Below are 25,744 nucleotides of genomic sequence, written 5' to 3' on the forward strand. Positions count from 1 at the left end.
AGACTATTGTGTGTGTATTTTGAGCATAGGTCTCAGTTTTCTTTTTGGCTAGTTTTTCTCATCGAACTCACGTTTAACAACATAGATTGCAATAAAAAGTCGTTCTCAATTAGCAAATTTTTAGTGAATACCCGATTTAAAAAGCATTCACTGAGGCGATCGCCACTAAATTGCTAACTAAAAACAACGAGAAAATTTCAGTGTTGTTTATGACTTAATTTGTATCAGGCTTAGAAAGAGCTGGCGCATAGGTAACAACTGAGCGTTGACGCTGGAAAGAAAGAGCGCCATCCTGACAATCGACTTGAATGGTGTCGCCTTCGGTAAAAGTCCCCTCTAATAATTTAGTTGCCAGAGGATTTTCTAGGTAGCGTTGGATGGCTCGTTTGAGCGGACGAGCGCCATATACGGGGTCATAGCCGATATCTACCAAGTAATCTTGAGCTGCTGGCGATAGCACGATGCCAATTTTTTGCTCGTCGAGCAGTCTTTGGACTCGTTTGAGCTGAATGCTGACAATTTGCCGTAACTGGCTGCGATCGAGGGGGTGGAAAATAATCAGGTCATCGACGCGGTTGAGAAATTCGGGGCGGAAGTGCGATCGCAGTGCCTCTAAAACTTGCCGTTGTACCTGTTCGTAGTCGGTATCATCTCCAGATAAATCGAGAATGCGATCGCTACCAATATTACTCGTCATGACGATCACCGTGTTGCGGCAGTCAATGACTCTACCCTGAGAATCCGTAATTCGTCCGTCATCCAACACTTGAAGCAGAATATTAAATACATCTGGGTGGGCTTTTTCCACCTCATCTAGCAACACCACAGAATAGGGACGACGACGGATCGCTTCTGAGAGTTGCCCTCCTTCTTCGTAACCAACGTAACCAGGAGGCGCACCTACTAGGCGGGAAACCGAATGTTTTTCCATGTATTCGGACATGTCCAAGCGGACTAAAGCATCGTCGGCATCAAATAAAAACTGTGCCAATGCTCGCGCTAATTCTGTTTTACCTACTCCCGTCGGACCCATGAACAAAAAAGAACCGATGGGACGACCGGGATCTTTCATCCCTGCCCGAGCGCGGCGAATAGCTGCTGCTACAGCCGATACAGCCTCAGATTGACCGACTACCCTAGCGTGGAGGTGGCTTTCGAGTTGGAGTAATTTCTGGCGTTCTGACTCTAACAGGCGATTGATTGGAATACCCGTCCACTTAGCAACGATCTCAGCAATATCAGCCTCGGAGACTTCTTCTCGCAACAGTGTAGAACCCTGGCTTTGAATTTCTATTAGTAGAGTTTCTTTCGCTTCGCGATCGCGCTGTACTCCTTCTAGCTGCCCGTATTTCAGCCGCGCTGCCGTGTTGAGATCGTAGGCGCGTTCTGCCTGTTCGATCTGTACCCGCAAAGATTCTTCTTCTTTTTTCAAAGCCCCGATCGCGTCGAGGATCTGTTTTTCACCCTGCCACTGAGAGTTTAATTCCTGTTGTTTTTGCGTTAATGTAGAAATTTCTTGCTCGATCCGTTCCAAGCGTTCTTTGGTAATGGCGGCGCGTTGGTCTTCACCTGCGATCGAGAGTTTTTCCATCTCTAGCTGCATTAAACGGCGATCGATGATTTCTAGTTCTGTGGGCTTAGAAGTGATCTCCATTTTCAGTTGGGCAGCAGCTTCATCGACGAGATCGATCGCCTTATCGGGTAAAAAGCGATCGGTGATGTAGCGGTGGGAAAGAGTCGCTGCTGCAACCAAAGCAGAATCAGTAATTTTGACGCTGTGATGTGCTTCGTATCGTTCTTTCAAGCCTCGGAGAATCGAAATTGTCGTTTCTACCGAGGGTTGATCGACAAAGACTTGTTGGAAGCGGCGTTCTAAGGCTGCGTCTTTTTCAATATACTTGCGGTACTCATCTAAAGTCGTCGCGCCAATACAGCGTAACTCTCCCCGCGCCAGCATTGGTTTGAGCAAGTTTCCCGCATCCATTGCGCCTTGAGTCGTGCCACCCGCACCGACAACGGTGTGTAATTCGTCAATAAATAAGACGATTTGTCCGTTAGATTCGGTAACTTCCCGTAATACAGCCCGCAAACGGTCTTCAAATTCGCCGCGATATTTTGCCCCAGCAATCAAGCTACCCATGTCGAGAGTAATGAGCTGCCTGTTTTTGAGAGATTCAGGGACATCGCCTTTGATAATTCTTTGCGCCAACCCTTCCGCGATCGCGGTTTTCCCTACACCAGGTTCGCCAATTAAAACAGGATTATTCTTCGTGCGGCGAGACAATACCTGGATCACGCGCCGCACCTCATCGTCTCTACCAATGACGGGATCGAGCTTGCCAACCTTTGCCTGTTCTGTCAGGTCGCGCCCAAATTTTTCTAAAGCTTCGTAGCGTGCTTCGGGGGTTCGGTCTATGACCTTTTGATTGCCACGAATCGCCTTAATTGCCGCTTCTAGCTTTGCCGTATCGAGATTGAAGCCTTTACATACCCTACGCCCGATCCGTTCGTCCTCCCCAAACGCTATCAGCAGGTGTTCGACTGAAACGTGTTGGTCTTGCCAGTTCGTTCTAATCGCATCTGTCCGGTCGAGCATCAGATCCAAATTTCGACCCAAATAAAGCTGACTGCTTTTACCCACTTTCGGCTGTCGCTTGGCAAAAGCTTCAAGCTGCTGATTCATTGCTGCGGGATCGACACCAGCTTTAGTCAGAATCCGATTAGCCAGCCCTTTTGGTTGTTCTAAAAGTGCGATCGCGAGGTGTTCGACCTCCAGTTGTTGTTGCTGAAAACGTTGAACCATCAAATCCTGAGAATTGACGATCGCTTCCCAGGCTTCTTCGGTGAACTTGTTAGGGTCGGTGGGCTGCATCTTAACGATTTTAGATTTTAAATTGGCGATTTTAGATTTAGAAAGAAAATACCATCTAGTGCTGATGGTGCGATCGCTATTAGCCTATCCTATTTTGGGAGTCGGGAGTCGGGAGTCGGGAGTCGGGAGTCGTGAAGAAAGAAGGGTGTGGGGTGTAGGGTGTAGTGTTTTTTTCTCCGCGACTCTCCGCGACTCTCCCTCAGCTCTCTCTTGTCCCCCTTGTCTTGCCCCTCTCCCCTGTCCGACGTATACCTCAGCCTACTGTGACACTAACTCCTTCTGGGGAGTAGCAGATTCTCTAGAACTGAGTTGGATCAGCTCTACCTTATAGCCGTCGGGGTCTTCAACAAAAGCAATGACTGTAGAACCGTGCTTCATCGGTCCTGGTTCTCGTACTACTTTACCGCCACGAGCTTTAATTTCTTCACAAGTGCCGTAAATGTCATCAACGCCAATCGCGATATGACCGTAAGCATCACCTAAGTTGTACTTCTCTGTGTCCCAATTGTGGGTGAGTTCGAGAACGGTGTGGTCTGCCTCGTCACCATAGCCTACAAAAGCCAGGGTAAACTTACCGCCTGGATAGTCTTTCTGGCGCAGCAACTTCATGCCCAAAAGTTCGCAGTAAAACTTGAGAGATGCTTCCAAGTTACCGACGCGAAGCATTGTGTGTAGTAATCGCATTAAGTGACTCCAAATTTCAGCATCGATCTCTATTCTAGGGAATGGGGAGTCGGGAGCAGTTATCAGTGACCAGTGACCGGTGACCAGTTAACCAACAACCAACAACCAACAACTATCAACTGTCAACCGTCAACCAACAACTAATGACAAATGATAAATGACGAATGACAACCAATTTCGTGTCAAATGATCCTTAACATCGTACCCATCAGCCTGTAAAATTCCTATCCTGACTCAAATGAAGTGAGTAGTGAGCAGTGAGTAGTAAGTAGAACCAGTGAGGAGTGACTAGTGACAAGAATTGAGTCCAGCCACTAGCCACCAGCCACTAGCCACTGATAACTGATAACTGATAACTGAAAAAGGAGCTACGCAGCATGATCGATACAATAGACAGCGCTATAGACAACATTATTGCTAGAGAAATTCTCGACTCGCGGGGTCGCCCTACTGTCGAGGCAGAAGTACATTTAATTGGGGGAGTGGTGGGACTCGCCCAGGTTCCCAGTGGGGCTTCTACAGGAACTTTTGAGGCGCACGAACTTCGAGATGACGACAAGAGCCGTTATGGGGGTAAAGGGGTACTCAAGGCTGTGGAAAATGTCAATTCGGCGATCGCCCCACAACTATCTCAAATGGATGTCTTGAACCAAGAAGCTATCGATCGCGCCATGATCGCTCTAGATGGCTCTCCAAATAAAGCCAAGCTGGGAGCAAATGCGATTTTATCGGTGTCTTTGGCGGCGGCGAAGGCAGGAGCGGAGTTACTCGGAATTCCTTTGTATCGCTATCTCGGGGGTCCTTTAGCCAACGTGCTACCCGTACCTTTGATGAACGTGATCAATGGTGGCGCTCATGCGGCAAATAATATCGATTTTCAAGAATTCATGATCGTTCCCGTTGGTGCGCCTTCATTTCGAGAAGCGCTACGTTGGGGGGCGGAAGTTTTTGCAGCTTTGAGTAAGGTATTGGACGACAAAGGATTGCTCACTGGTGTGGGCGATGAAGGCGGTTTTGCGCCTAATTTGGAGTCGAATCAGGTAGCTCTAGAAATACTAATGAGCGCGATCGCCAAAGCTGGATATAAACCTGGGGAGGAAGTTGCATTAGCCTTGGACGTAGCCGCCAGCGAGTTTTATAAAGATGGGCAGTATGTCTATGACGGTGCAGCTCACGCACCCACTGAGTTTATCGAGTATTTGGCTAAACTAGTCGGTGAATACCCAATTGTCTCAATTGAAGATGGGTTACATGAGGAAGATTGGCAGCACTGGCAGATGTTAACTGAAAAAATTGGCGATCGCGTTCAACTGGTAGGCGACGATCTATTTGTGACTAATGCCACCCGCCTGCAAAAAGGGATCGAAACCAAAGCAGGAAATGCTATCTTGATCAAGCTGAATCAAATTGGTTCGCTGACGGAAACTTTAGAAACCATCGATCTAGCTACCCGTAACGGTTTTCGCTCGATTATCAGCCATCGTTCGGGAGAAACAGAAGACACGACGATCGCTGACTTAGCTGTAGCAACACGCGCAGGTCAGATTAAAACTGGTTCTCTCTGTCGCAGCGAACGGGTAGCAAAATATAATCGCCTATTGCGTATTGAAGACGAACTTGGCGATCGCGCTGTTTATGCTGGAACTGTGAAGATGGGACCGAAGTAGGGATTGGTAATTGGTAGTTGGTAATTGGTAGTTGGTAATTGGTAGTTGGTAATTACTACCAATTGCTGACTGTTACCCATTACCCATTACCAAAATTAGGGATAAAACCCTAGCTTAGGTAGTCCTAAACTCTCGTCCCAACCCATCATGATGTTGAGGCATTGAATTGCTTGTCCGGCTTGTCCTTTGATCAAGTTATCGATCGCTGATAAGACGATGACTCTACCGGTACGGGGATCGGTTTCGATACCGATGTAGCAGAGATTGCTGCCGCACGCCCACTTAGTTTGGGGATAGATGCCACTGTCGCAAATTGTTACCCAAGGGCAATTGCGATAAAAAGCTCTGTAGATGGTAATTAAGTCTTCTCTAACTAACCCAGGATCGCGTAGAGTGGCGTAGACGGTGGCGAGGATACCGCGTACCATCGGGACTAAGTGAGGAGTAAATTGCACTAACACTTGATGTCCAGCCAAATCGCTGCAAACTTGCTCGATTTCTGGCGTATGACGGTGACGGGCAACGCCATAAGCAGCAAAGGAGTTATCTGCTTCTGCCAGCAACAGTCCAGTTTTTGCCTGTCTACCACCCCCAGACGTGCCGGATTTTGCATCGACGATCGCGGTTTCAGGAACGATTAAGCCTTGTTTTAGTAGGGGTGCAAGTGCTAACAAACTGGCGGTGGGATAGCAGCCAGGACAACCGATCAGTTGGCTTTCGGCAATGCGATCGCGATACAGTTCTGGCAAGCCATAAACTGCTTTTGTTGCCACAGCTAAGTCTTGCCGCTGTTTGCCGTACCAGATTTGATAAGTTTCTAAATCGCTAAATCTATAATCGGCAGATAAATCGAGAACTTTACAACCTTTATCGACCAACTGAGGAGCCATATCGCAAGCAAAACCATTGGGGAGTGAGAGAAAGACTACCTCACACCTTGCCGCGATCGCTTCTGGATCGACAGATTCGATTGGCTGCGCTACCCGATGAGCTAAGTGGGGGTATATATCAGCAAACGATTTGCCAGCACTGCTATCGCCACCCAAGTAGACGAGTTCTACTTCAGGATGATCCATCAACAATCTGACTAATTGCACCCCGCCATAGCCTGACGCGCCAACAATTCCTACCGATACGCGCCCTTCTTTACCCATGACAATCAATCCTGATGAAATACATTTTTATGACTCGATTGCGATCGGGCTTTGACAATTGGCGATCGCCAACTGCTCTTAGCCTCGGAAATGGATTTGTAAACTAGGAAAAAAAATTAACTTTCGCTGCATTGTAGTACTAAAAGGGAAATCTCGTTGCAACAATTTTTTCAAATCTTGACGTAAGCCGTGGGGTGAGTTATCAGTTACGCCAAAATAGCCGTTTTGTAACGCAAGAAAGGGTGTAGGGTGTGGGGACAAGGGAGACAAGGGAGACAAGGGGGAACTCGCTCTTCCCCACGACCGAAGGGAGTGGGGATTAGGGGGCGAAAGGGGACAAGGAAGCAGGTGAGCTTTGTGTGCAGGTGAGCTTTGTGTGCAGGTGGGAAGGTGGGCTTCAGGTGCAACAACTACCCATTACCCATTACCCATTACCCATTACCCATTACCCATTACCAACTACTAATTCCCTACACCCTATATCCCACACCCTTTCTTCACGCTCTTACTGACAACTGCTCCCAACAGGTAATCAAATTTCCTGTAGCAGTTTTTGCGGATCGACTTGCGCAGCCATTTCTTGCTTTTTTAATTCAATTGCTTTTAGTTCATCTAATTGCCTGAGAATTTTTTCACCCACATTTTCTGGCAGTACTTGAGCAATACGCGAGGTTTCGTATTCTATAGAAATCATTCTAATAATTTGACAATATCCGTATAATAATTCTTCCGATAATTTAATTTGTTGTGCGATTTTGTCGATCCCTTTGCTCGTAATGTCAATTTGACGACTATATAATTCCTGTTGCGCGCTTAACATTTTTTGCTGTAAATTTTTTAAGCGTCGAATCAATTTTTTATTAGCATTTAACTCTTGTTGCAGCTTGAGAATCTGTTGCTCCATCTCATGTTTTTGCGATAGCAATTGTTGCTCAGAGGTGAGCCTACCTAACTCTTGGCGATCGCGCTCTTTGAGTCTTTGACGCATAGTTGCATAGGTTCCTATGCCTGCCGCTGTAGGTGCAGCCGCAGCTAATAGCAGTTTATTGGTTGTAGGATTTAGAATGCATAACGGTACGGTAATGGCTAGAGCAAACTTACTAATATTAAAAGCTAGAGATTTCGCTCTTGCTCCTGGTTTTCTTAAAAGATAATTTTCACCTGTATGAGAATTTTCTAGCCACAGCAAATCTTTTAAAACCTTACCTTGCATCAGATAAAGCAAAAGTAGTTTATCTCCAGCTACAGCTGATATTCTTTCCTCTCGTCCTAAAGTGGAAAAGTCTAGTGCTTGCAGCAGATTATTTTTGTATAGATTCCCTACATTATACAACCGCAATTGATAAACACGTCTGTATTCTGGTTGCTTATTATATTTACTGCGATACGATGATTCTAGATATGAATTAAAGCTAGCAACTTCGGTGCGTACTAAGGCATATCTATAGTCACACTTGAGACATATACCTTCGAGAAAGTCTTCATCGCATTCTTCAAAGCTGGGAAAATAGACAGAATGACGACAAGCCGGACAGGAAATTTGCAGTGTCATGGAAGGAGCTAGGGGCGATCGTGAGAGCTGAGAGACTGTAGGGCAGAACTCTTTTTGAAGCATGAGGATTGAAAAAGATTGAAAAAGGCTGAGGAAATCTTTCTTTTTCTTCAAAAAAAGTCTAGCCTCTAGCCCTTAATCCCTCGATCCTAACCCCAAGTCCCTCCAGAGAGGTTGCGGGGATGGCAGTTGAGTTAATAAAGTTGATAAACTGTTGTACGAGTTTGGGATTGCGCCATCCTCGATTGGTTTCTGCAACCAAAACTTTTAATGCTTCTTCCTGAGACAGCGCGCGTTTGTATGGGCGATCGCTAGTCAGAGCATCATAAATATCAATAATTTGAAATACTTGGGCGAGATAAGGAATCTGTTCTCCAACTAGTTGATAGGGATAACCAGAACCGTCCCAGCGCTCGTGATGGTGCAAAACAATTGGAATCACCCCTCGCATCGTCCGTAGAGGTTGACAGATTCTCTCACCAATCAAAACGTGCTGTCGCATCACTTCCCACTCTTTGGGATTTAGTTTTCCAGTCTTCAGCAGCACGGCATCGGGAATGCCAACCTTACCAATATCGTGTAAATAACTACCCCACATCAAATCTCGTCTCTGAGGGCGGGACAGATTGAGATAGCCACCGAAAGCATCGCTCAAGTTTACCAAGCGTTCGCAGTGATCGCCAGTATTGGGATCGCGGCTTTCCACTGCTCTAGCAATGGAAAATAACACTTGCGAAGCATGATCTAAATCTTCATTCAAACGCTTTTGACGCACCAAGGATTTGACGCGGGCAGCTAATTCCAGGCGATCGAAAGGTTTGCTTAAAAAATCATCTCCCCCAGCTTCAATCCCACGAATTCTAGCTTGTCTATCGTTTAAAGCTGTGATAAAAATGACTGGGATCAACCTTGTCTGTTCGTCCTGCTTCAGTTGGCAACAAACTTCAAATCCATCCATTTCTGGCATCATTACATCCAGTAGGATTAGATCCGGTTGACCTTGACTGACGGACTCTAGCGCTGACGAGCCGCTATCTGCCTCTAAAACTTCGTACCCCTCTACCGAGAGAATAGCTACAGCCGTCATACGACTAGCTGGATGGTCGTCAACTACCAGGATTTTAGGCGGAGCTAGATCGAAGCTGTTCACTCAATATACCTGTATTATTATCTACAATCTGAAGTCTGTGTGAAGTCTGTTGGAAGGACAACAAGCTAGACGGAACAATCCGTCAAAAGTCACAGACTCATCAGTGAGATTGTTTCATTTTGTCAAAAAATATCTGAATTATACCGGAAAAGTTTTAATAAATTAACTTTAGTTTATCTTTGAGGCATTAGCCACGTATGGTTAATTCTACCTCTGCTTTCGCAACTTCTGCTTTCAGATTTTACTTTCACAACATACAGCACTTTTCTCAACTACTCACTCTTACCATTCTAGAGTTTAGGTGAGAAAAGACATAGTGGATACCAGTTTTTGAACCGTCTATAGCCACGCATTCGCAAGTCAACCCCACACCCCACAATCCATTCGCCAAGAACTTTGTAGAGACGTTACATGTAACGTCTCTACACTGATAACTGATAACTAATAACTGACTAATGCTCGTCGCCTAAACAAATACCCAAACCACGGGCAGTTTTGACCAGTGTACCGTGAGGATTGACTGCGCGGTATTGGGCGATCGCCTCGGGAATAGGAACGCTGACAACTTGCCGTTTTTGCCACGTTACCATGTGGTCGTACTGTGCTTCGGCGATCAAATCGACAGCCGCAACACCAAAAGCAGAGGCAATTACCCGTTCTAGTGGCGACGGCGTACCACCTCGTTGAACGTGTCCTAGTACTGTGACTCGCGTTTCTGCTCCAATCCGAGTGCAAATTTCGTCAGCTAAATATTGACCGATGCCACCATAGCGACATTGTCCCAAGCGATCGGTGGACATGACACATACACCTGTTTCCGTCCGCACCGCTTCCGATACGACGACGAGAGAATAATTTTTCCCCTGTTCTTGTCTTTCTTTAATCGTGTAACAGACGCGCTCGACAGTGTAAGGAATTTCTGGGACTAAAATCACATCAGCACCACCAGCAATCCCCGCACTGATGGCGATATGTCCTGCATCGCGTCCCATAACTTCTAAAATCATCACGCGGGAATGACTGGCAGCCGTAAAATGCAACCGATCTAAAGCTTCAGTGGCGATACTTACAGCAGTATCAAAACCGATTGAAAGTTCGGTTACGCCGACATCATTGTCAATCGTTTTAGGAATTGCTACCAGGTTGAGATTTCCTTGTTGGGCAAGGCGACGTAAAATCGCCATACTACCGTCGCCACCAATGCCAATCATGGCATCCAAGCCTAATTGGTGGTAGCCAGCAATAATGTCTTCCGAGCGATCGCGGATAGTCCCGTCTGGCATCGGAAAAGCAAAAGGATCGCCTTTATTGGTCGTTCCTAAAATTGTCCCACCAGCTACGAGCAATCCATCAACTTTGTCAATTTCTAAGGCGATCGCTTGTGGTGGTTGAGCCATCAATCCTAAAGTGGCTTGTCGAATTCCAAATACCTCCCAGCCATAAGTACCGACAGCGCGATGCACCACGGCACGAATCGCGGCATTCAAACCCGCACAATCTCCACCACTGGTCAAAATTCCAATTCTTTTCATTCAGTTATTAGTTATCAGTTAACAGGGAGCAGGGAGCTTCTGAGCAGGGAGCAGGGGGACAAGGGGGACAAGGGGGACAAGGGGGACAGGGGAGTTGGGGGAGAAAAACCACGCACCACGCACCACGCATCACACCTGCATCAACACGCGCCACTCTACCAAAGCAGTACATTAGACTGAAACAGGTAGCATCGATCTTAATTACAATTTGATTTTAGATTTCTTTATTTTTTGCAATATTAAGCTAGTTCTAGGCAGTGATTAATTCAGATAACGATTCTTTTGATTTTTCGGATGCATTAACTATTCCCCAAGCCCCGCCTGGTTATAAATCTGGCTTTATTGGGATTATCGGTCGTCCTAATGTTGGTAAATCGACGTTGATGAATCAACTTGTAGGGCAAAAAATTGCAATTACTTCTCCAGTCGCGCAGACAACGCGCAACCGCTTGCGAGGAATTTTGACCACACCCGCAGCTCAATTTATTTTTGTCGATACGCCAGGAATTCATAAACCCCATCATCAGTTGGGAGAAGTGTTAGTCAAAAATGCTCAGATTGCGATTGATTCTGTCGATGTAGTCTTGTTTGTGGTCGATGGTTCTCAAGTTGCTGGGGGAGGCGATCGCTTTATTATCGAGTTGCTAACTCAGACACAAACCCCTGTAGTTCTAGGGCTGAACAAAATCGACCGGCGATCGACTAATACTGAAGATTTGGATCGTTCTTACCAAGAAATCGTTAAATCTTACCAATGGCAGATGCTAAAATTTTCAGCTCTCAATGGTGAGGGATTAGAAGCCTTACAACAGGCAATTGTAGAATGTTTGGAGCCTGGTCCTTATTATTATCCTCCCGACTTAGTTACAGACCAGCCAGAACGTTTTATTATGGGAGAATTAATTCGCGAACAAATTTTATTGCTAACACGGGATGAAGTTCCTCACTCGGTAGCAATTACTATTGACAAAGTGGAGGAAGCTCCTAATATTACCCGTGTATTTGCGACTATTCATATCGAGCGAGATTCTCAAAAAGGAATTCTGATCGGTAAGGGAGGAGCAATGCTCAAAGCGATCGGTAGCGCTGCTCGCGAACAAATTCAAAAGCTAATCGCCGGGAAAGTTTATTTAGAACTATTTGTAAAAGTACAACCAAAATGGAGGCAATCTCGGCTCAGACTATCAGAATTTGGTTACAAAGTAGAAGAATAGTTGGTAATGGGTAATGGGTCATTGGTAGTTGCTCCCTTGTCCCCCTTGTCTCCCTTGTCTCTCCCTGCTCCCTGATAACTAAAACATGTTTGAAAAATCCAATCAGACTCCACTCAAGAAAAATAAAGATGTTGTCCTATTAATTAAAGGATTAATTATTGGCAAAGTTCTGATCTTGCTGGTTATTGGTGGTTTGTTGTGGTGGCTAAAACCTCAATTGTGGAGCAGCGCTACTGCTACAAATCAAACTTCAGAAAATCCAGTAGCAACAACAAATGGTTCTACCTACGATCGCACGACAGGTGTACCATCAGGTACGTTTAACTATGGTGGTAGTGCTGCATGGATACCAATCCGCCAAGTGGTTGACGCTCAGATTCAGCAAGCACGCCCAGAACTTCAATTGCGCTATATCCAGCCGCCTAATGGTAATTTGAGTTCTAGTGTGGGAATACAGATGCTGCTCGACGGGAAATTAGATTTTGCCCACTCCTCTCGTCCGCTAACAGCAGCAGAAAAAGCACTGGCACAAAAGCAAGGATTGACACTGGCAGAAATTCCAATTGCGATGGATGGGATCGCCGCCGTCGTTCATCCCTCTTTGCAAATCTCTGGCTTAACCGTAGAGCAGTTGCAGCAAATTTATCAAGGCAAAATTACCAACTGGAGTCAGTTAGGTGGGGAAAACTTGCCAATCGTACCATACACTCGTCATCCTCAAGATGGTAGTCCGGTTGCAATCTTTTCTACGTCAGAGCAAGCTTTTGGGACAAACGTGCGCTCTGTCAACTCCACAACAGCCGCCTTGCGTTTAGTTAATCAGACTCCAGGTGCAATCTATTATGCTTCTGCCCGTGCGGTCGTGCATCAATGCGGGGTCAAGCCAATTCCCTTGGGAGAGAATAGCGATCGCTTCGTCGCTCCCTATCGCGAACCGCTATCTCAGCCTTGCCCTAATCAGCGTCATCAACCAAACTTAGCAGCTTTTACTGATGGCAGCTACCCCCTAACTCGTAATTTATACGCGATCGTCAAGCAAGATGGAGGTAGGGCGCAACAAGCAGGAGAGGCTTACACCAAACTCCTCCTTTCTGACCAAGGACAACAAGCCATCCGACAAGCTGGCTTCGTGCAAGCAGCAGCCTCTACTGCACAAAACAAACTAGCTAACTAACAAATCTTTAATTCCGAATTCCGTAGCTTGCTTAAGCGAAGGGGTATTCCGAATTCCGAATTCCCTAATCTAGTTCCCGCCGCCCTTCTAAAGCTCTTGCTAACGTCACCTCGTCAGCGTATTCTAAATCGCCACCTACGGGTAAACCAAAGGCGATTCGCGTCACTTTGGTGAATGGTTTGAGGAGTTGACCGACATACAGCGTTGTCGTCTCTCCTTCCACGCTAGGACCAATTGCTAAAATCACTTCCTTGGGTTGTTGTTGACTCACCCGTTGTACCAGCGATTGGACTGTGAGTTGTTCGGGTCCGATGCCATCCATCGGTGAAATGACTCCCCCCAAAACGTGATATTTGCCGTGATATTCCCTAGTTTTTTCCAAAGCAATCACGTCGCGGGAGTCAGCCACAACACAAATTGTGTTGTTATCTCGGTTAGAGTTACGGCAGATCTCGCAAACGGGTTCGGCTGAGAGATGAAAGCAAACTTTACACAAACCCACTTGTTTTTTTGCTTCTAACAAAGCCTGTGCTAAGGCTTCAACTTCTGCTTCTGGACGCTTCAAAATATGTAGAGCAAGGCGCTGAGCGGTCTTGGGACCGACTCCTGGCAAGCGCTGCAACTGCTCGATCAAACGAGCCAAAGGACGTGCGTAAACCGTGGTTTTATCTCCTGCGATCGCTTTTTTATTTTATCAGTTATTAGTGAGTGGTGCGTGGTGCGCGATCGGCAGCCAATTAGCAATTACCAATTACCACTTACCAATGCGATTTAATATGTAAATGAGCTTTCAGCCCCCCGATTAAATCTATGGAATTAGCAACTACTACCAATCTTCCCAGCAGCGATTTAGATGCCTTTTGGATGCCGTTTACGGCTAATCGTCAGTTCAAGGCTAGTCCCCGTTTGTTAGTGGCGGCTGAGGGGATGTATTACACCACATCTGACGGACGGCAGATAATTGATGGTACGGCGGGGTTATGGTGCGTCAATGCGGGTCACGGTCGCCGAGAAATTGCCGATGCGGTACAAAAACAGGTAATGCAGTTGGATTTTGCTCCGACGTTTCAGATGGGACATCCAGCACCGTTTGAATTGGCAACACGGCTAGTAGAACTGTTACCTGGAGATTTGAATCGCGTCTTTTTTACGAATTCTGGTTCGGAATCTGTCGATACGGCTTTGAAAATTGCGATCGCCTATCATCGGCTTAAAGGTCAAGGGGCGCGGCAAAGACTAATTGGTAGAGAACGCGGCTATCACGGGGTCAATTTTGGTGGTACGGCGGTGGGAGGCACGGGAGCAAACCGCAAGTTATTCGGCAACATCGTAACTGGAATCGATCATTTATCCCACACTCATAATTTAGAACATAACGCCTTTACTCGCGGACAACCTAAGTGGGGCGAGCATTTAGCTAACGAGTTAGAGCGGTTGGTAACGTTACACGATGCCTCAACCATTGCTGCTGTTATTGTGGAACCAGTTGCAGGATCGACAGGAGTTTTGCTACCACCAGTCGGATATTTGCAAAAGTTACGCCAAATTTGCGATAAACACGGCATTTTACTGATTTTTGATGAAGTGATTACGGGTTTTGGACGTTTGGGTAAGCCATTTGCTGCTGATTATTTTGGAGTCATACCAGACATAATTACGGTGGCGAAAGGAATTACCAACGCGACTGTGCCGATGGGAGCGGTATTCGTGCGCGAGGAAATCTATCAAACCTTTGTCCAGGGAATAGAAAACGGGATTGAATTTTTCCACGGCTACACCTACTCCGGTCATCCCGTCGCCTGTGCTGCGTCTCTGGCTACGTTAGATATATACAAAAAAGAAGGATTGCTGACTCGCGTATCAGAAATTGCGGATTACTGGGAAAATGCCGTCCACAGTTTGCGCGGTTTACCCCATGTTATCGATTTACGCAATTTGGGATTGGTAGGAGCGATCGAACTAGAATCAATTCCAGGCAAACCAGGAGCAAGGGGATATGAAACTTTTGTCAAATGCTATCAGCAAGGGGCATTAGTCAGAGCAGCGGGAGATAATATTGCGCTGTCGCCACCGCTGATTATTGAAAAGCAGCATATCGACGAACTATTTGGCGTGGTAACGGATGTGTTGAAGCAATTAGCGTGATGATTACATAGACTGTAGGGGCGCACAGCTGTGCGCCCCTACAAATTTTGCGTATTAACCGATCGCAAATTTATCGGCTTTCAGAAGCGACTCTGACATCTGTATCGCTGGGTTCCAACTGCTGGGGTGGCTGAGGTGGACGACGCGATTGAAAGCGATCGCGCAAATTACTGATAACAATGTACAGTACTGGCACGACAAACAAACTCAAGAACGTTGCCACAAACATGCCGCCAAATACTGCCGTACCAAGTGCTTGACGACTTTTTGCCCCCGCACCCACGGCAATGACTAGGGGGAAAATCCCTAATAAGGTCGAAAGAGCCGTCATCAAAATTGGTCGCAAGCGTTCCTGGGATGCTTGAATTGCTGCTTGCGTAATTGACAGTCCGCGATCGCGCAATTGGTTGGCAAATTCTACAATCAGAATTGAGTTTTTACTTGCCAATCCGATCAACATCACCAAACCAACCTGACAGTAAACATCATTCGGTAAACCCCGCAGATTCTGAGCTAACAAAGCTCCGAAAATTGCTAGGGGAACCGCCAGCATGATGATCAATGGATCGACGTAATTCTCGTATTGAGCCGCCAGCACTAGGAATACGAAGACCAAGCCTAAAGCAAAGATAATCGGTGCTTGACCACCTGATTCTGTCTCGTCTAAGGAAATCCCCGACCATTCGTAGCCCATGCTAGCTGGGAGAATCTCCGCTGATAGTTTTGCCATCGCGTCCATTGCTTGTCCGGTACTAAAACCAGGAGCCGCAGAACCGTTGAGTTCGATCGAGCGGAAGAGGTTATAGTGTGTAATTGACTGCGCTCCAGTAGTCGGGGTGACTTTTACCAAGTTGCTCAGCGGAATCATCTGCCGCTGGTCGGGATCGGTTTGATTCGATCGCACGTATAATTTACCAATATCCTCTGGATTCGAGCGAAACTGCTTGTCGGCTTGGACGTACACCCGATAAGTCCGCCGTTGTAGGTTGAAATCGTTGACGTAGCGCGAACCCATGTATGTTTGCAGGGTATTTAAAATTTCGTCTACATCGACTTGTAAGGCTTTGGCTTTGTTGCGATCGATCTCGATCTCCATTTGCGGCGCATTTGCCCCAAAAGTACTAAAGACAGCTGACAATCCAGGGGTTTGATTTCCACGTTGCATCAGTTGTTGCATTACGCCGACAAGATCGTTGAGAGGAAGATTTCCCTGACGGTCTTGCAGTTGATATTGGAAACCGCTGACGCTACCCAAACCGCGAATTGCGGGCGGATTTACAGGTAGAATTCTAGCTTCAGGAAATTGGGAAACAACACCGCGCATCCGATTAATCAGAGCTTCTGCCGATTGATTTGCCCCTGGACGTTCGCCCCAAGGTATGAGCGGGGTAAAAATTGCTCCCCTGTTAGCGGTGTTACCCGTACCACCAATACCGAAACCACCAACGGCAAAAGTTGCTTTGACTTCGGGTAATTTCAGATATTCAGTTTCGATTTTCCGCATCACGTCGCTGGTGTAGTTCAGCGAAGCTCCTTCGGGTCCTTGAATTAGGGTGATGAAATAACCTTGGTCTTCATCGGGTAAAAATCCGGTGGGGACGATTTGATACAACCATGCCGTTAGTCCTAAGAAGACGACAAATATTCCCAAAACAATCGGTTTGATCCGCGTTAGGAAACTGAGCGATCGCTCGTACTTGTGGCGCGTCCAATCGAGGAAGCGATTAAACTTACCAAATACCCAAGCTATAGGACCCCGTGCAGGTGGTTTTTGTCGCAGCAACAAGCCTGCGAGTGAGGGCGTAAGGGTCAGCGCCAAGAAGGTAGAAATTGTAATTGAAAAGGCGATCGTCAGCGCAAATTGCCGATAAATTTGTCCTGTGGCTCCTGGGAAAAAGGCGACGGGGACAAACACCGCCATCAATACCAAGGAAGTTGCAATCACTGCCCCAAACAATTCGTGCATCGCCTCTGATGCTGCTTGACGCGGTGGCATTCCCTCATCTTGAATCAAGCGAGAGATATCTTCCACAACAACGATTGCATCGTCTACTACCATCCCTGTAGCAAGGGTTAAACCGAACAACGTCAAAGAGTTAATCGAGAAATTGAACGCTTTAACAAAAGCAAACGTGCCGATCAAAGCTAGAGGAATTGTCACAACCGGAATCAAAGTCGTGCGCCAGTCCTGCAAGAACAGGTAAATCACCGCAATTACCAGCGCCACAGACATGAGCAGGGTAATAATGACTTCTTTGAGGGACTCTTCTACAAATAAGGTCGTGTCATAGGCTACCTGATATTCCATCCCTGGCGGAAATTGTTGAGATAGCCGTTCCATTTCGGCTTTAACATTTCGCGCCACCTCCAAATCGTTGCTACCTGGAATCGGAAAGATCCCGATCCCTACCGCCTCTTGACCCCGATACCGCAGGAACGAACTGTAGTTTTGCGCCCCCAATTCTACCCGCCCCACATCGCTCAATTTAATCAGGGTTCCGTCTGGTGCGGTCGAGATTACCATGTCTTCAAACTGAGACACGTCAACAAGTCTACCCACAGCCCGCAAGTCAATTTGATATTGCTGTCCGTCTTCTGTAGGTGGCTGACCGATTTGTCCCGCACCTACTTGCAAGTTTTGTTCTTCAACAGCATCGACGACATCTTGTGCTGCTAAATTGCGGCTGGCGAGTTTATCGGGATCTAGCCACAGGCGCATAGCATAGCGACGTTCGCCAAAAATCCGCGCCTCGCTCACGCCCTTGACTCGTTGCAAGGCATCGACCATATAAAGATCGACGTAGTTGCTCAAGAACACGTTGTCATACTGCTTGTTAGGCGAGAATATACCCATGCCTAACAGCAGGTTGTTGGTCTGCTTTGTCACCGTCACGCCGACTTGACGCACTTCTTGCGGCAACTGCGGTTCGGCGATCGAAACGCGGTTTTGCACGTCTACAGCAGCAATATCGAGATCCCGTCCTGCTTCAAACGTGACTGTAATCGTACTCGTACCGTCGTTGGCGCTACTGGAGTTGATGTATCTCATCCCATCAACGCCGTTAATTTCTCGTTCTAGTACTGTCGTTACTGTATCTTCTACGACTTCTGCACTTGCCCCAACATAGTTAGCAGTGACTTGCACTTGGGGCGGCGCAATTTCAGGATATTGAGCGGCGGGCAGGGTAGGAATGCTAATCGCTCCTACCAGCAAAATAATGATGGCGCAGACGCTCGTAAAAACTGGTCGCTTGATAAAAAAGTCAACAAACATGAGGGAGTAGGGAGTAGGGTAGTTGTAGAGGCGGGTTTACCAAGCGGCTTTGCTACTAGCAAAAATTTCAGGTGAACCCGCCCGTACAGGAGTAGGGAGTGGTTCATAGTTCATAGCTAATAGTTGATTGCTATTAACCATTGACCAATAACTATTGACCATTGACTCCCTTGTCTCTTTAAGATTCAGGGGCGATCGGTGCGCCGTCTCTAAGGTTGAGCAGTCCTGAAGTGATAATTCGCTCTCCAGGTTTTAGTCCTTCGAGAACTTGGTAATTGTTACCTTGAATGCTGCCTAATTTCACGGGTTTTTGCCGTGCTATCAGCTGTGGTTGTCCCGATTGTGCCTGTTGAGACTGTTGTTGTGGTGCTGATTCTGCTACATAGACGAAGTTTTGACCGCCAATCCGGTTAATTGCCGTTGTGGGAACGAGAATGCCTTGGCGTTGATTCCAAATGACTCTCGCTCTTACATATTGGTCGGCACGCAGTTGATTTTGGGAATTTTCAAATAGAGATTTGACGAGTACGGATTGGGTATTAGTAGCGGTGTTAGGGGCAATGAAAAAGACCTTGCTCGTCCCTACACGCTTGCCTTGTCCGTCAAGCAGCTCGACTGGCATTCCCTGGCGTAGTTCTGGTCCCCGTTCGATGGGTACGGAGATATTGACTTCTAGGGGTTGGTTCTCGGTAACGCTTGTGAGTTGGGTTGATGTGTTGACAAAATCCCCCTCTTTGACTGGAATTCGCCCCACTGTACCCGCAAAGGGTGCGGTAATCGTGTAGTATTTCAGTTGCGCTTCCTGTCCTTGGGTATTCGCTCTTGCTTCTGCCAAGGCTTTTTCCTGTTGAGCTACGGTAGCTTTCTGAGCGGCAATGCGTTTGTCGATCGCATTGAGTTCGGCTTTTGCCGTAGCGATTCTATTGGTATAATCATCCGCAACCGATCGCGCTACCGCTCCTTGGTCGGCAAGGTCAGAATATCTCTTGTATTCTTTCTCGTTGAATCTGACATTCGACAAGTTGGAAAGGCGTTCTGCTTGCAAGGAACTCAGGGTTGCTTCGGCATTTGCCACTTCTGCTTCGGCAGCTGCGATCGCGGCGCTAGAACTCCTGACGGCTGCTTGTTGTTCTTCTGGATCGATCTGGATTAGGTTCGCTCCTCGATTGACGCGATCGCCCGGACGAACGAAAATACGAGAGACTTGCCCTTGAATTCTCGGCTGTAAAGTCACGGATCGTCGCGATTCTAAATTGGCAATATACTCGCTACTTTCGCTGACTGCTCCTGATTCTAGGGTGGCTAGCCTCACCTTAGTTGGCGGTTGCTGCTGTGCGGCTGAATTGGCGTTTTGATTTTTGGGTGCGAGTAAATACCATAGTCCAACTCCGCCACCAATGGCGATTAGACCGACCAATAACCACATCCACGGCTTGCGTTTACCTGGGGGTTTGTCTTGGACTTGTTTTCTCTCATCCGTAGCGGATGCTTTAGGTTCTGATGATTCCATATTGAATAGAAAGCTTGCTAAATAAAAGTTTTGACTAACGAAGAGTCAGGAATTCTCTAAAGAGAATTGTAATTTTGGCTTATTGCCTCACCTTTGTGTAATAATTCATCGGTCAATACCAAACTCTACAGTTATCAGTTACATGTAACGTCTGTACAAAAAGTTGTCAGTTAGCGGTTTGATTACTTAAGTAGTGACTCCTGTAATAACGGTGAAAGTTATATTTGTAATAGGTTTAAATTCCCTTCTATACGCGATCGAGATTATTGGTTGTCTCCAATTCAAGTCACTTAAATTCGTTCCGGCGATTTTTGTTGAATGTTTATTGTCAAAAGTTGCTGTAACTGAGTAATATAAATTGACAAAACTTCCGCACGAAAACTGTAATAACAGTATTGCCCTGCACGCCTAGTTTCGATCAAACCGACTTTAACTAACTCCTTAATGTGATGAGAAACTGTTGCTTGCGATACAGGAAACTGCTCGACTATTTCTCGGCAAGATAGCTCATCATGGGTAGCGATCGCTGTTAGAATTTCCAATCGCCGTGGCTCCGCTAGAGCTTTTGCCACTTGCTGAAATTGGGCTGCGTCCATTTGAAATATTTCCTAGTTACTCAACCAATCGACGCAACCTAATACATAGTTTCAATAACATAGCCTTAATCACTATGCCTGAGTAACTATAGCTTCAATAACTCACAGTTTTAATACCTATAGTTTCAGTAACACAGTTTCAGTAACTATGCATAAATAACCCTGTCTAAATAACTATGTCGTTTATATATTGATATACATCGATTAACTGCTCCTGTCAACCGCTAGCACCCAGATTGAACGAACGATCGCGAATCTACACCTTTTTCAGATTTTTGCGACTTCAAACCTCCAATTTCTATTGCTATGACAGAATTTTTAGCTCCTGCTTCTCCTTATATAGATTAAATCAAAATTACCGATTCTGATTTCCGACTTAAGATAGATGTAGTTAACAAAATTAACATCAATTCTCTCACTACACCCTACACCCCACACCCCACACCCCACACCTCACACCCGCATCAACACGCACCACTCTCTTACCGTCAACCAACAACCAACAGCAAAAAAATAGTCTAATGGTAGATGTGGACTATTGGCTCAAATCTAAGGTTTGCTGCAATGAATTTTTTTCAGCTCCAGTCACCTCCAAACGCGACACGTCGATGGAGACGATTGTTGACTAAGTTGTTATTACTATTCGTCGTATTTTCGTACTGCCTGGGAATACCCTCTGCCCTAGCAGGAATCAACGACGACAATTATGAAGGGAACGTTTTTGTGTTGTATGGTGGAAATGCCTCACTAGTACCACCAAAAACAACGTTAGAAAAATCTATGGCAGCAAGCGATCGCGCCACGCTGCTAGTGTTGTACTTAGACGATTGCAGCGATTGTAAGCAGTATGCTTCAGCAGTATCGCGGATGCAAGCCTTCTATGGTCGGGCAACAGATATCATTCCTGTCAATGTAGACACCATTTTACCGGAATTGACCTACAAGCCCACCGAACCTGGCTACTACTACAAGGGTGCAGTTCCGCAAGTTATTGTATTCGACAAAGCGGGTAAAGTCGTCCTGAATGAAACAGGGCAAGTTCCTTACGAACGAGTAGATGACACCCTGCGAGAAGTATTTGACTTATTACCCCGTACCGAATCATCTGAGTTGAAACGCCGCTCTTTCAATGAATTTAGTTCTGAAGTGACGGAATAGGAGCGAGGAGTGAGGAGCAAGGAGTGAGGGAAAGAGAGTGGTGCGTGGTGCGCTCAGGAAAGGGTTTAGGGTGTGGGGTGTAGGGTGTGGGGATTTTGGATATTGAATTGATTTTCTCCTCTGCTTCCTTGTCCCCCTTCGCCCCCTAATCCCCACTCCCTTCGGTCGTGGGGTCCCCGAGTTCCCCCTTGTCCCCCTTGTCCCCCTTGTCCCCCTTGTCCCCCTTGTCCTTTACCTCGCCCCTCGCTCCTCACTCCTCACTCCTCAAAATGTATTGCAGATGCGCAGACAAAAGGACAATTTTTAGGCAAAATGATCGGCAATAGCCCCAACTAGTCACTGGTTCCACTAGCCACCAGCCACCAGCCACTAGCCACTAGTTAATGACAAAAGCGTACACTACACAGGAGCTAATTGAGATTTTGGCAGCCGAACGCCAAGCCTGTCTCCAGGGACAAAGGCTCAACTTGGCGGCGCAGCCTTCTGGGAATATTGCGATCGACAAGTATCTCAAACCCGAAGGCTTGCAAAAATTTACTGCCTATCAAGACTTTAAGGCAGCAGTACATCGTTACCAAATCGAACATGGCGTATCTGGCATTGTCTGGCGACAGATGACGGTTAAAGGTAAAACAATCGCATATCCTGAAGTTGATGCCCACTTAATCGCCGTACCTGAAGATTTGGAAATCTTGAAGGAGCATAGATCCGCGATCGCCGAGTTTTGGCAAGAAGTCACGGCAGGAATGGATATTTACCTGAGTATCAATCACGGCAAAGGCTACCGACAGATTACGCCAGTTGATGTCGAAAGAATTATGCACCGAACCCAATGGGCGACCCTGTGGAAATCAGAAAATATAAATTTTCTCGAAATTATTCTGCAACTGGGTTGGGGTCAACCCCAAGAAGCAGCCTACAAACGCGGCTGGCCCGATTCTGGTAGCGAGTACATTCATGCTGTGAATCCTGGGAATCGACCGATTTGTTGATAGTACGCTGGTTGTAGAGACGTTCCATGGAACGTCTCTACAACTCCCTAACCCCTTCGATTAAACAAAGTCGAACTCGACTGATCCACGGGCATCATCAAAACTTCGCTGATATTCACGTGGGGCGATCGCGTGACGCAGAAGAAAATGACATCGGCTACGTCTTCTGGCGTGAGGGGTTTGAGTCCCTGATACACTTGATTTCCTCGTTCGGTATCGCCGTGAAATCGAACTTGGCTGAATTCCGTCTCTACCATCCCAGGATCGACGGATGTAACCCGCACGGGAGTCCCCAGTAAGTCTTGTTTTAAGCCTTCAGAAATTGCTTTGACGGCGGCTTTAGTAGCACAATAGACGTTGCCGTTAGGATAAGTTTGATGTCCTGCGATCGAGCCGAGGTTGACAACATGTCCCCGTCCGCGACTTACCATTCCTGGGACGATCGCACGGGTAAAGTAAAGTAACCCTTTAACATTGGTATCGATCATTTCTTCCCAATCTTGGTAACTGCCTTGATAGAGCTTGTCTAAACCGCGACTCAGACCAGCATTGTTAATTAAAACGTCGATCGCGGAGAATTCAGACGGCAACTGAGCTAAAGCCGATTCTATACTGGTGCGATCGCGCACGTCCAACTGCATAGTATGTATATCGCTGGCAAATTCTTTATTAAGATCGTCTGCCAATTGTGCTAATCGTTCTTGACGACGGGCTACTAAGATTAACTTAGCACCAGCTTGGGCAAATATTTGCGCTGTCGCTTCACCAATGCCACTACTTGCACCCGTAATTAATACAATCTGATGTCGGACTGAAACCATACTCCTTTCTGAAAAGTCAAAAGTCAAAAGTTAAAAGTCAAAACTTAGGAGCCAGGAGTCAGGAGCAGTTTTTCTTCCTCAGTTCCCTCAGCTCCCTCAGCTCTCTTCTATGGCTTCTGCGCCGCAGGTGGATTTTTGCCGACTACATTAAGGCGCTGAGTTACCAGTGTCATGCCATCGCCTCGGATGAGTACGGCAGAAACCCAGTAGCGATCGGGTTTGATGGGAGCGCGACCGATTTTAAATAGTCCGCCGGATGAGAGTAACTCTAGATCCACCCGCGCCGGATTTGCAAAATTATCGGGTCTAATTGGTTCTTCGATCGCCGCACCGAGGAGATAATCGTCGCCTAATGGTTCTCGCACGACTGCATCAAAGTTATATTGCTGCCCGGGTTTTACCTGCTGCGGTAGTTTGACTTCTACCGTTGGCGGTTTGTCTCCAGTTTTAATTTGACTTTGCTCGGAAAGAATTTCCTGCTGTACGATTTGACCGTTCTCGTACCTCTGTTTGGATCTAATGGTGGCATCGAGTAGCGTATTACCAACCGCTTGCGGCTGCGTGCCAGTAATCTTAGTCACCGTCTCTGCGATCGTAGCCCTGCCTTGAGGTTGCCACGAGAGCAGTTGCGTCTGATACTTGAGCTGCGGGTAACTCTTCCATAGGGCAGTTAAAGCTTGTGTCATGCTTTGGCGCGTTAAGCCATCGGAATGAGTGAAATTGGGACTATAAAACTTTAATACCTCATTAATGTTGCGTTGGTTGGCAGCCGCATCAATTTGCGCAATTATGTTTGTCAGTTCTGCGGGTGCGTTGAGCGGTACTGGTGGCTGAGGCTGAGGCGCATTAGTGGGGGTGGATGCTGGCGGGGTTTGTACTGGAGCTTGGGCAACGGTACGGTTGCTTGAGACTATGACAGAGAGTGCTAGCAGTACTGGAACTAACAAGCAAGCAGACAGAGAATTCAAGATTTTACCCATTGGCGATCGCCTAAATATTTCCCGATTGAGCAAGTTAGCTGTCATGACAATTCGCAATTTGCAATTTGCAATTCGCACTTTATGACCAATGACCGAAAACAACATCATTTGCTCTATCTTAGGTTAACCTGTGTCTTGACTTGGTAGAAGGGAATGGGGGATGCACGGATGCGACTATTGATTGCAGCAAGTGGCACTGGCGGACATTTGTTTCCGGCGATCGCCACTGCGGAACAGTTATCAGATTACCAGATTGAGTGGTTGGGGGTTCCGAATCGATTAGAGACTCAATTAGTTCCATCCCAATATCGCTTGCATACTATCGATGTAGAAGGCATTCAGCAACGCTTGGGGCTGGGTACGGTAAAAATTTTAACTAAACTGGCTCTTGCTATTTTTCAGGCGCGAAAGTTGCTAAAACAGGGGCAGTTTCAGGGGGTGTTAACAACGGGTGGATATATTGCGGCTCCAGCAGTTATTGCAGCGCGATCGCTTGGTTTACCCGTTATTTTGCACGAATCGAATGCTATTCCCGGCAAAGTGACTCGCTTTTTAAGTCGTTGGTGTAGTGTTGTGGCGATTGGGTTTGAACCAGCAGCAAAATACTTATCTGGAGTCAAAACCATCTTTACAGGTACGCCCGTGCGATCGCAGTTTCAAGTAGAGGCACTAGATACGCTACCACCTCTAGATTTAGCTATCCCTGAGAACGTACCGCTGATTTTAATTGTCGGTGGTAGTCAGGGAGCGGTAGCTGTCAACAAGTTAGTGCGGCAGTCTGCTACGGCTTGGTTTGAGGCTGGAGCGTGGGTGGTACATCAGACGGGAAGTAACGATCCTGACGTGGAAAGTTTGAAACATCCGCAGTATATTGCACTGCCTTTTTATGACAATATGGCGCGGCTGTTGCATCGGGCAAGTTTAGTTATTGCCAGAGCCGGAGCTGGTACGGTAACGGAATTAGCGATCGCCCGCAAGCCAGCGGTTTTTATTCCCCTACCAACAGCAGCGGAAGATCATCAATATTACAACGCTCAAGTTTTAGTGGCAGCGGGAGCGGCTTTAGTCTTTCGTCAACCAGAATTAACACCAGAAATCTTAACCAAAGAAGTTTTAAGTTTGTTGCATTCACCTGAAAAGTTAGCTCAAATGGGAAAAAAAGCAGGCGCGATCGCAGTAGTTGATAGTGCTGAAAGATTGGCACAGTTAGTCCGCGAAATAGTGTAGTAGGGGCGGGTTTACCAACTATCTCTGCTGCAATCTGAGATC

General features: G+C 46.8%; 22 protein-coding genes. 9 read left to right on the forward strand and 13 right to left on the reverse strand.

Annotation, left to right across the window (positions count from 1 at the left end; genetic code table 11):
• Positions 1-214: 214 nt before the first annotated feature.
• The gene (gene clpB / locus DSM107010_RS17415) at positions 215-2,872 is read right to left on the reverse strand and encodes an ATP-dependent chaperone ClpB (RefSeq protein ID WP_015154804.1); all 2,658 of its coding nucleotides are present in this window, start codon (positions 2,870-2,872) and stop codon (positions 215-217) included.
• A 258-nt stretch (positions 2,873-3,130) separates the two neighbouring features.
• Positions 3,131-3,556 carry a lactoylglutathione lyase gene (gloA, locus tag DSM107010_RS17420; protein ID WP_015154803.1) on the reverse strand — a complete coding sequence of 142 codons (426 nt, stop codon included), beginning with the start codon at positions 3,554-3,556 and terminating at the stop codon, positions 3,131-3,133.
• A gap of 377 nt (positions 3,557-3,933) precedes the next feature.
• Here gloA and eno point away from each other — a divergent pair, with 377 nt between their 5' ends.
• On the forward strand, positions 3,934-5,223 hold the full coding sequence (gene eno, locus DSM107010_RS17425; protein WP_106169077.1) for a phosphopyruvate hydratase: 1,290 nt from the start codon (positions 3,934-3,936) through the stop codon (positions 5,221-5,223).
• A 95-nt stretch (positions 5,224-5,318) separates the two neighbouring features.
• Here eno and argC read toward each other — a convergent pair whose 3' ends face one another.
• The 4 genes from argC to DSM107010_RS17450 all read right to left on the reverse strand — a co-directional run bounded on the left by argC (position 5,319) and on the right by DSM107010_RS17450 (position 10,611).
• Positions 5,319-6,377 (reverse strand): N-acetyl-gamma-glutamyl-phosphate reductase, encoded by a 1,059-nt coding sequence (argC, locus tag DSM107010_RS17430; protein ID WP_106169078.1) that lies wholly within the window; start codon positions 6,375-6,377, stop codon positions 5,319-5,321.
• A gap of 532 nt (positions 6,378-6,909) precedes the next feature.
• Positions 6,910-7,992, reverse strand: a complete 1,083-nt coding sequence (locus DSM107010_RS17440; protein ID WP_127023469.1) for a hypothetical protein — start codon at positions 7,990-7,992, stop codon at positions 6,910-6,912.
• 58 nt (positions 7,993-8,050) lie between these two features.
• Positions 8,051-9,079 carry a response regulator gene (locus DSM107010_RS17445; protein WP_127023472.1) on the reverse strand — a complete coding sequence of 343 codons (1,029 nt, stop codon included), beginning with the start codon at positions 9,077-9,079 and terminating at the stop codon, positions 8,051-8,053.
• Between the two features lie 452 nt (positions 9,080-9,531).
• Complete coding sequence (locus tag DSM107010_RS17450; RefSeq protein ID WP_015154798.1) at positions 9,532-10,611, reverse strand: ATP-dependent 6-phosphofructokinase; 1,080 nt, start codon at positions 10,609-10,611, stop codon at positions 9,532-9,534.
• Between DSM107010_RS17450 and DSM107010_RS39720 the strand changes: the two genes are divergently transcribed.
• The 3 genes from DSM107010_RS39720 to DSM107010_RS17460 all read left to right on the forward strand — a co-directional run bounded on the left by DSM107010_RS39720 (position 10,537) and on the right by DSM107010_RS17460 (position 12,999).
• Positions 10,537-10,791: a hypothetical protein gene (locus DSM107010_RS39720; protein ID WP_199755601.1), complete on the forward strand. Its 255-nt coding sequence runs from the start codon at positions 10,537-10,539 to the stop codon at positions 10,789-10,791. The two genes, DSM107010_RS17450 and DSM107010_RS39720, sit on opposite strands and share 75 nt — an antisense overlap.
• Before the next feature lie 77 nt (positions 10,792-10,868).
• A complete protein-coding gene (gene era / locus DSM107010_RS17455; RefSeq protein ID WP_106168338.1) occupies positions 10,869-11,825 on the forward strand; it encodes a GTPase Era in 957 nt (318 codons plus the stop codon).
• 85 nt (positions 11,826-11,910) lie between these two features.
• Entirely contained in the window at positions 11,911-12,999 is a 1,089-nt protein-coding gene (locus DSM107010_RS17460; protein ID WP_106168337.1) for a PstS family phosphate ABC transporter substrate-binding protein, read from the forward strand.
• Between the two features lie 64 nt (positions 13,000-13,063).
• Here the strand turns inward: DSM107010_RS17460 and recR are convergent, their stop codons facing one another.
• On the reverse strand, positions 13,064-13,678 hold the full coding sequence (recR, locus tag DSM107010_RS17465) for a recombination mediator RecR (protein ID WP_106168336.1): 615 nt from the start codon (positions 13,676-13,678) through the stop codon (positions 13,064-13,066).
• On the opposite strand from recR, the gene DSM107010_RS42295 reads away from it, so the two are divergent.
• Both DSM107010_RS42295 and aptA read left to right on the forward strand, forming a co-directional pair.
• Positions 13,659-13,781 carry a hypothetical protein gene (locus DSM107010_RS42295; protein WP_258183917.1) on the forward strand — a complete coding sequence of 41 codons (123 nt, stop codon included), beginning with the start codon at positions 13,659-13,661 and terminating at the stop codon, positions 13,779-13,781. The genes recR and DSM107010_RS42295 overlap by 20 nt on opposite strands.
• Before the next feature lie 28 nt (positions 13,782-13,809).
• A complete protein-coding gene (gene aptA / locus DSM107010_RS17470) occupies positions 13,810-15,144 on the forward strand; it encodes an omega-aminotransferase AptA (RefSeq protein ID WP_106168335.1) in 1,335 nt (444 codons plus the stop codon).
• A 70-nt stretch (positions 15,145-15,214) separates the two neighbouring features.
• On the opposite strand, the gene DSM107010_RS17475 is transcribed toward aptA, so the two are convergent.
• From DSM107010_RS17475 to DSM107010_RS17485, 3 genes are all read right to left on the reverse strand, one after another.
• On the reverse strand, positions 15,215-18,418 hold the full coding sequence (locus DSM107010_RS17475) for an efflux RND transporter permease subunit (RefSeq protein ID WP_106168334.1): 3,204 nt from the start codon (positions 18,416-18,418) through the stop codon (positions 15,215-15,217).
• 178 nt (positions 18,419-18,596) lie between these two features.
• Positions 18,597-19,928, reverse strand: a complete 1,332-nt coding sequence (locus tag DSM107010_RS17480) for an efflux RND transporter periplasmic adaptor subunit (RefSeq protein ID WP_015154791.1) — start codon at positions 19,926-19,928, stop codon at positions 18,597-18,599.
• Between the two features lie 290 nt (positions 19,929-20,218).
• Entirely contained in the window at positions 20,219-20,524 is a 306-nt protein-coding gene (locus tag DSM107010_RS17485) for an ArsR/SmtB family transcription factor (RefSeq protein WP_015154790.1), read from the reverse strand.
• Between the two features lie 564 nt (positions 20,525-21,088).
• Between DSM107010_RS17485 and DSM107010_RS17490 the strand changes: the two genes are divergently transcribed.
• Entirely contained in the window at positions 21,089-21,682 is a 594-nt protein-coding gene (locus DSM107010_RS17490) for a thylakoid membrane photosystem I accumulation factor (RefSeq protein ID WP_041463116.1), read from the forward strand.
• A gap of 65 nt (positions 21,683-21,747) precedes the next feature.
• Here DSM107010_RS17490 and DSM107010_RS17495 read toward each other — a convergent pair whose 3' ends face one another.
• A complete protein-coding gene (locus DSM107010_RS17495) occupies positions 21,748-21,936 on the reverse strand; it encodes a hypothetical protein (protein ID WP_127023476.1) in 189 nt (62 codons plus the stop codon).
• Between the two features lie 129 nt (positions 21,937-22,065).
• Here DSM107010_RS17495 and DSM107010_RS17500 point away from each other — a divergent pair, with 129 nt between their 5' ends.
• The gene (locus DSM107010_RS17500; protein WP_106217363.1) at positions 22,066-22,674 is read left to right on the forward strand and encodes a hypothetical protein; all 609 of its coding nucleotides are present in this window, start codon (positions 22,066-22,068) and stop codon (positions 22,672-22,674) included.
• A gap of 47 nt (positions 22,675-22,721) precedes the next feature.
• Here DSM107010_RS17500 and DSM107010_RS17505 read toward each other — a convergent pair whose 3' ends face one another.
• Both DSM107010_RS17505 and DSM107010_RS17510 read right to left on the reverse strand, forming a co-directional pair.
• The gene (locus DSM107010_RS17505; protein WP_106170668.1) at positions 22,722-23,495 is read right to left on the reverse strand and encodes an SDR family oxidoreductase; all 774 of its coding nucleotides are present in this window, start codon (positions 23,493-23,495) and stop codon (positions 22,722-22,724) included.
• A 107-nt stretch (positions 23,496-23,602) separates the two neighbouring features.
• Positions 23,603-24,520, reverse strand: coding sequence for a nuclear transport factor 2 family protein (locus DSM107010_RS17510; protein WP_199755596.1), 918 nt, complete (start codon positions 24,518-24,520; stop codon positions 23,603-23,605).
• 108 nt (positions 24,521-24,628) lie between these two features.
• On the opposite strand from DSM107010_RS17510, the gene murG reads away from it, so the two are divergent.
• A complete protein-coding gene (gene murG, locus DSM107010_RS17515) occupies positions 24,629-25,702 on the forward strand; it encodes an undecaprenyldiphospho-muramoylpentapeptide beta-N-acetylglucosaminyltransferase (protein ID WP_106170671.1) in 1,074 nt (357 codons plus the stop codon).
• The last annotated feature ends 42 nt before the right edge of the window (positions 25,703-25,744 follow it).

This window comes from Chroococcidiopsis cubana SAG 39.79 (assembly GCF_003991895.1).
Classification (GTDB): Bacteria; Cyanobacteriota; Cyanobacteriia; order Cyanobacteriales; family Chroococcidiopsidaceae; genus Chroococcidiopsis; species Chroococcidiopsis thermalis.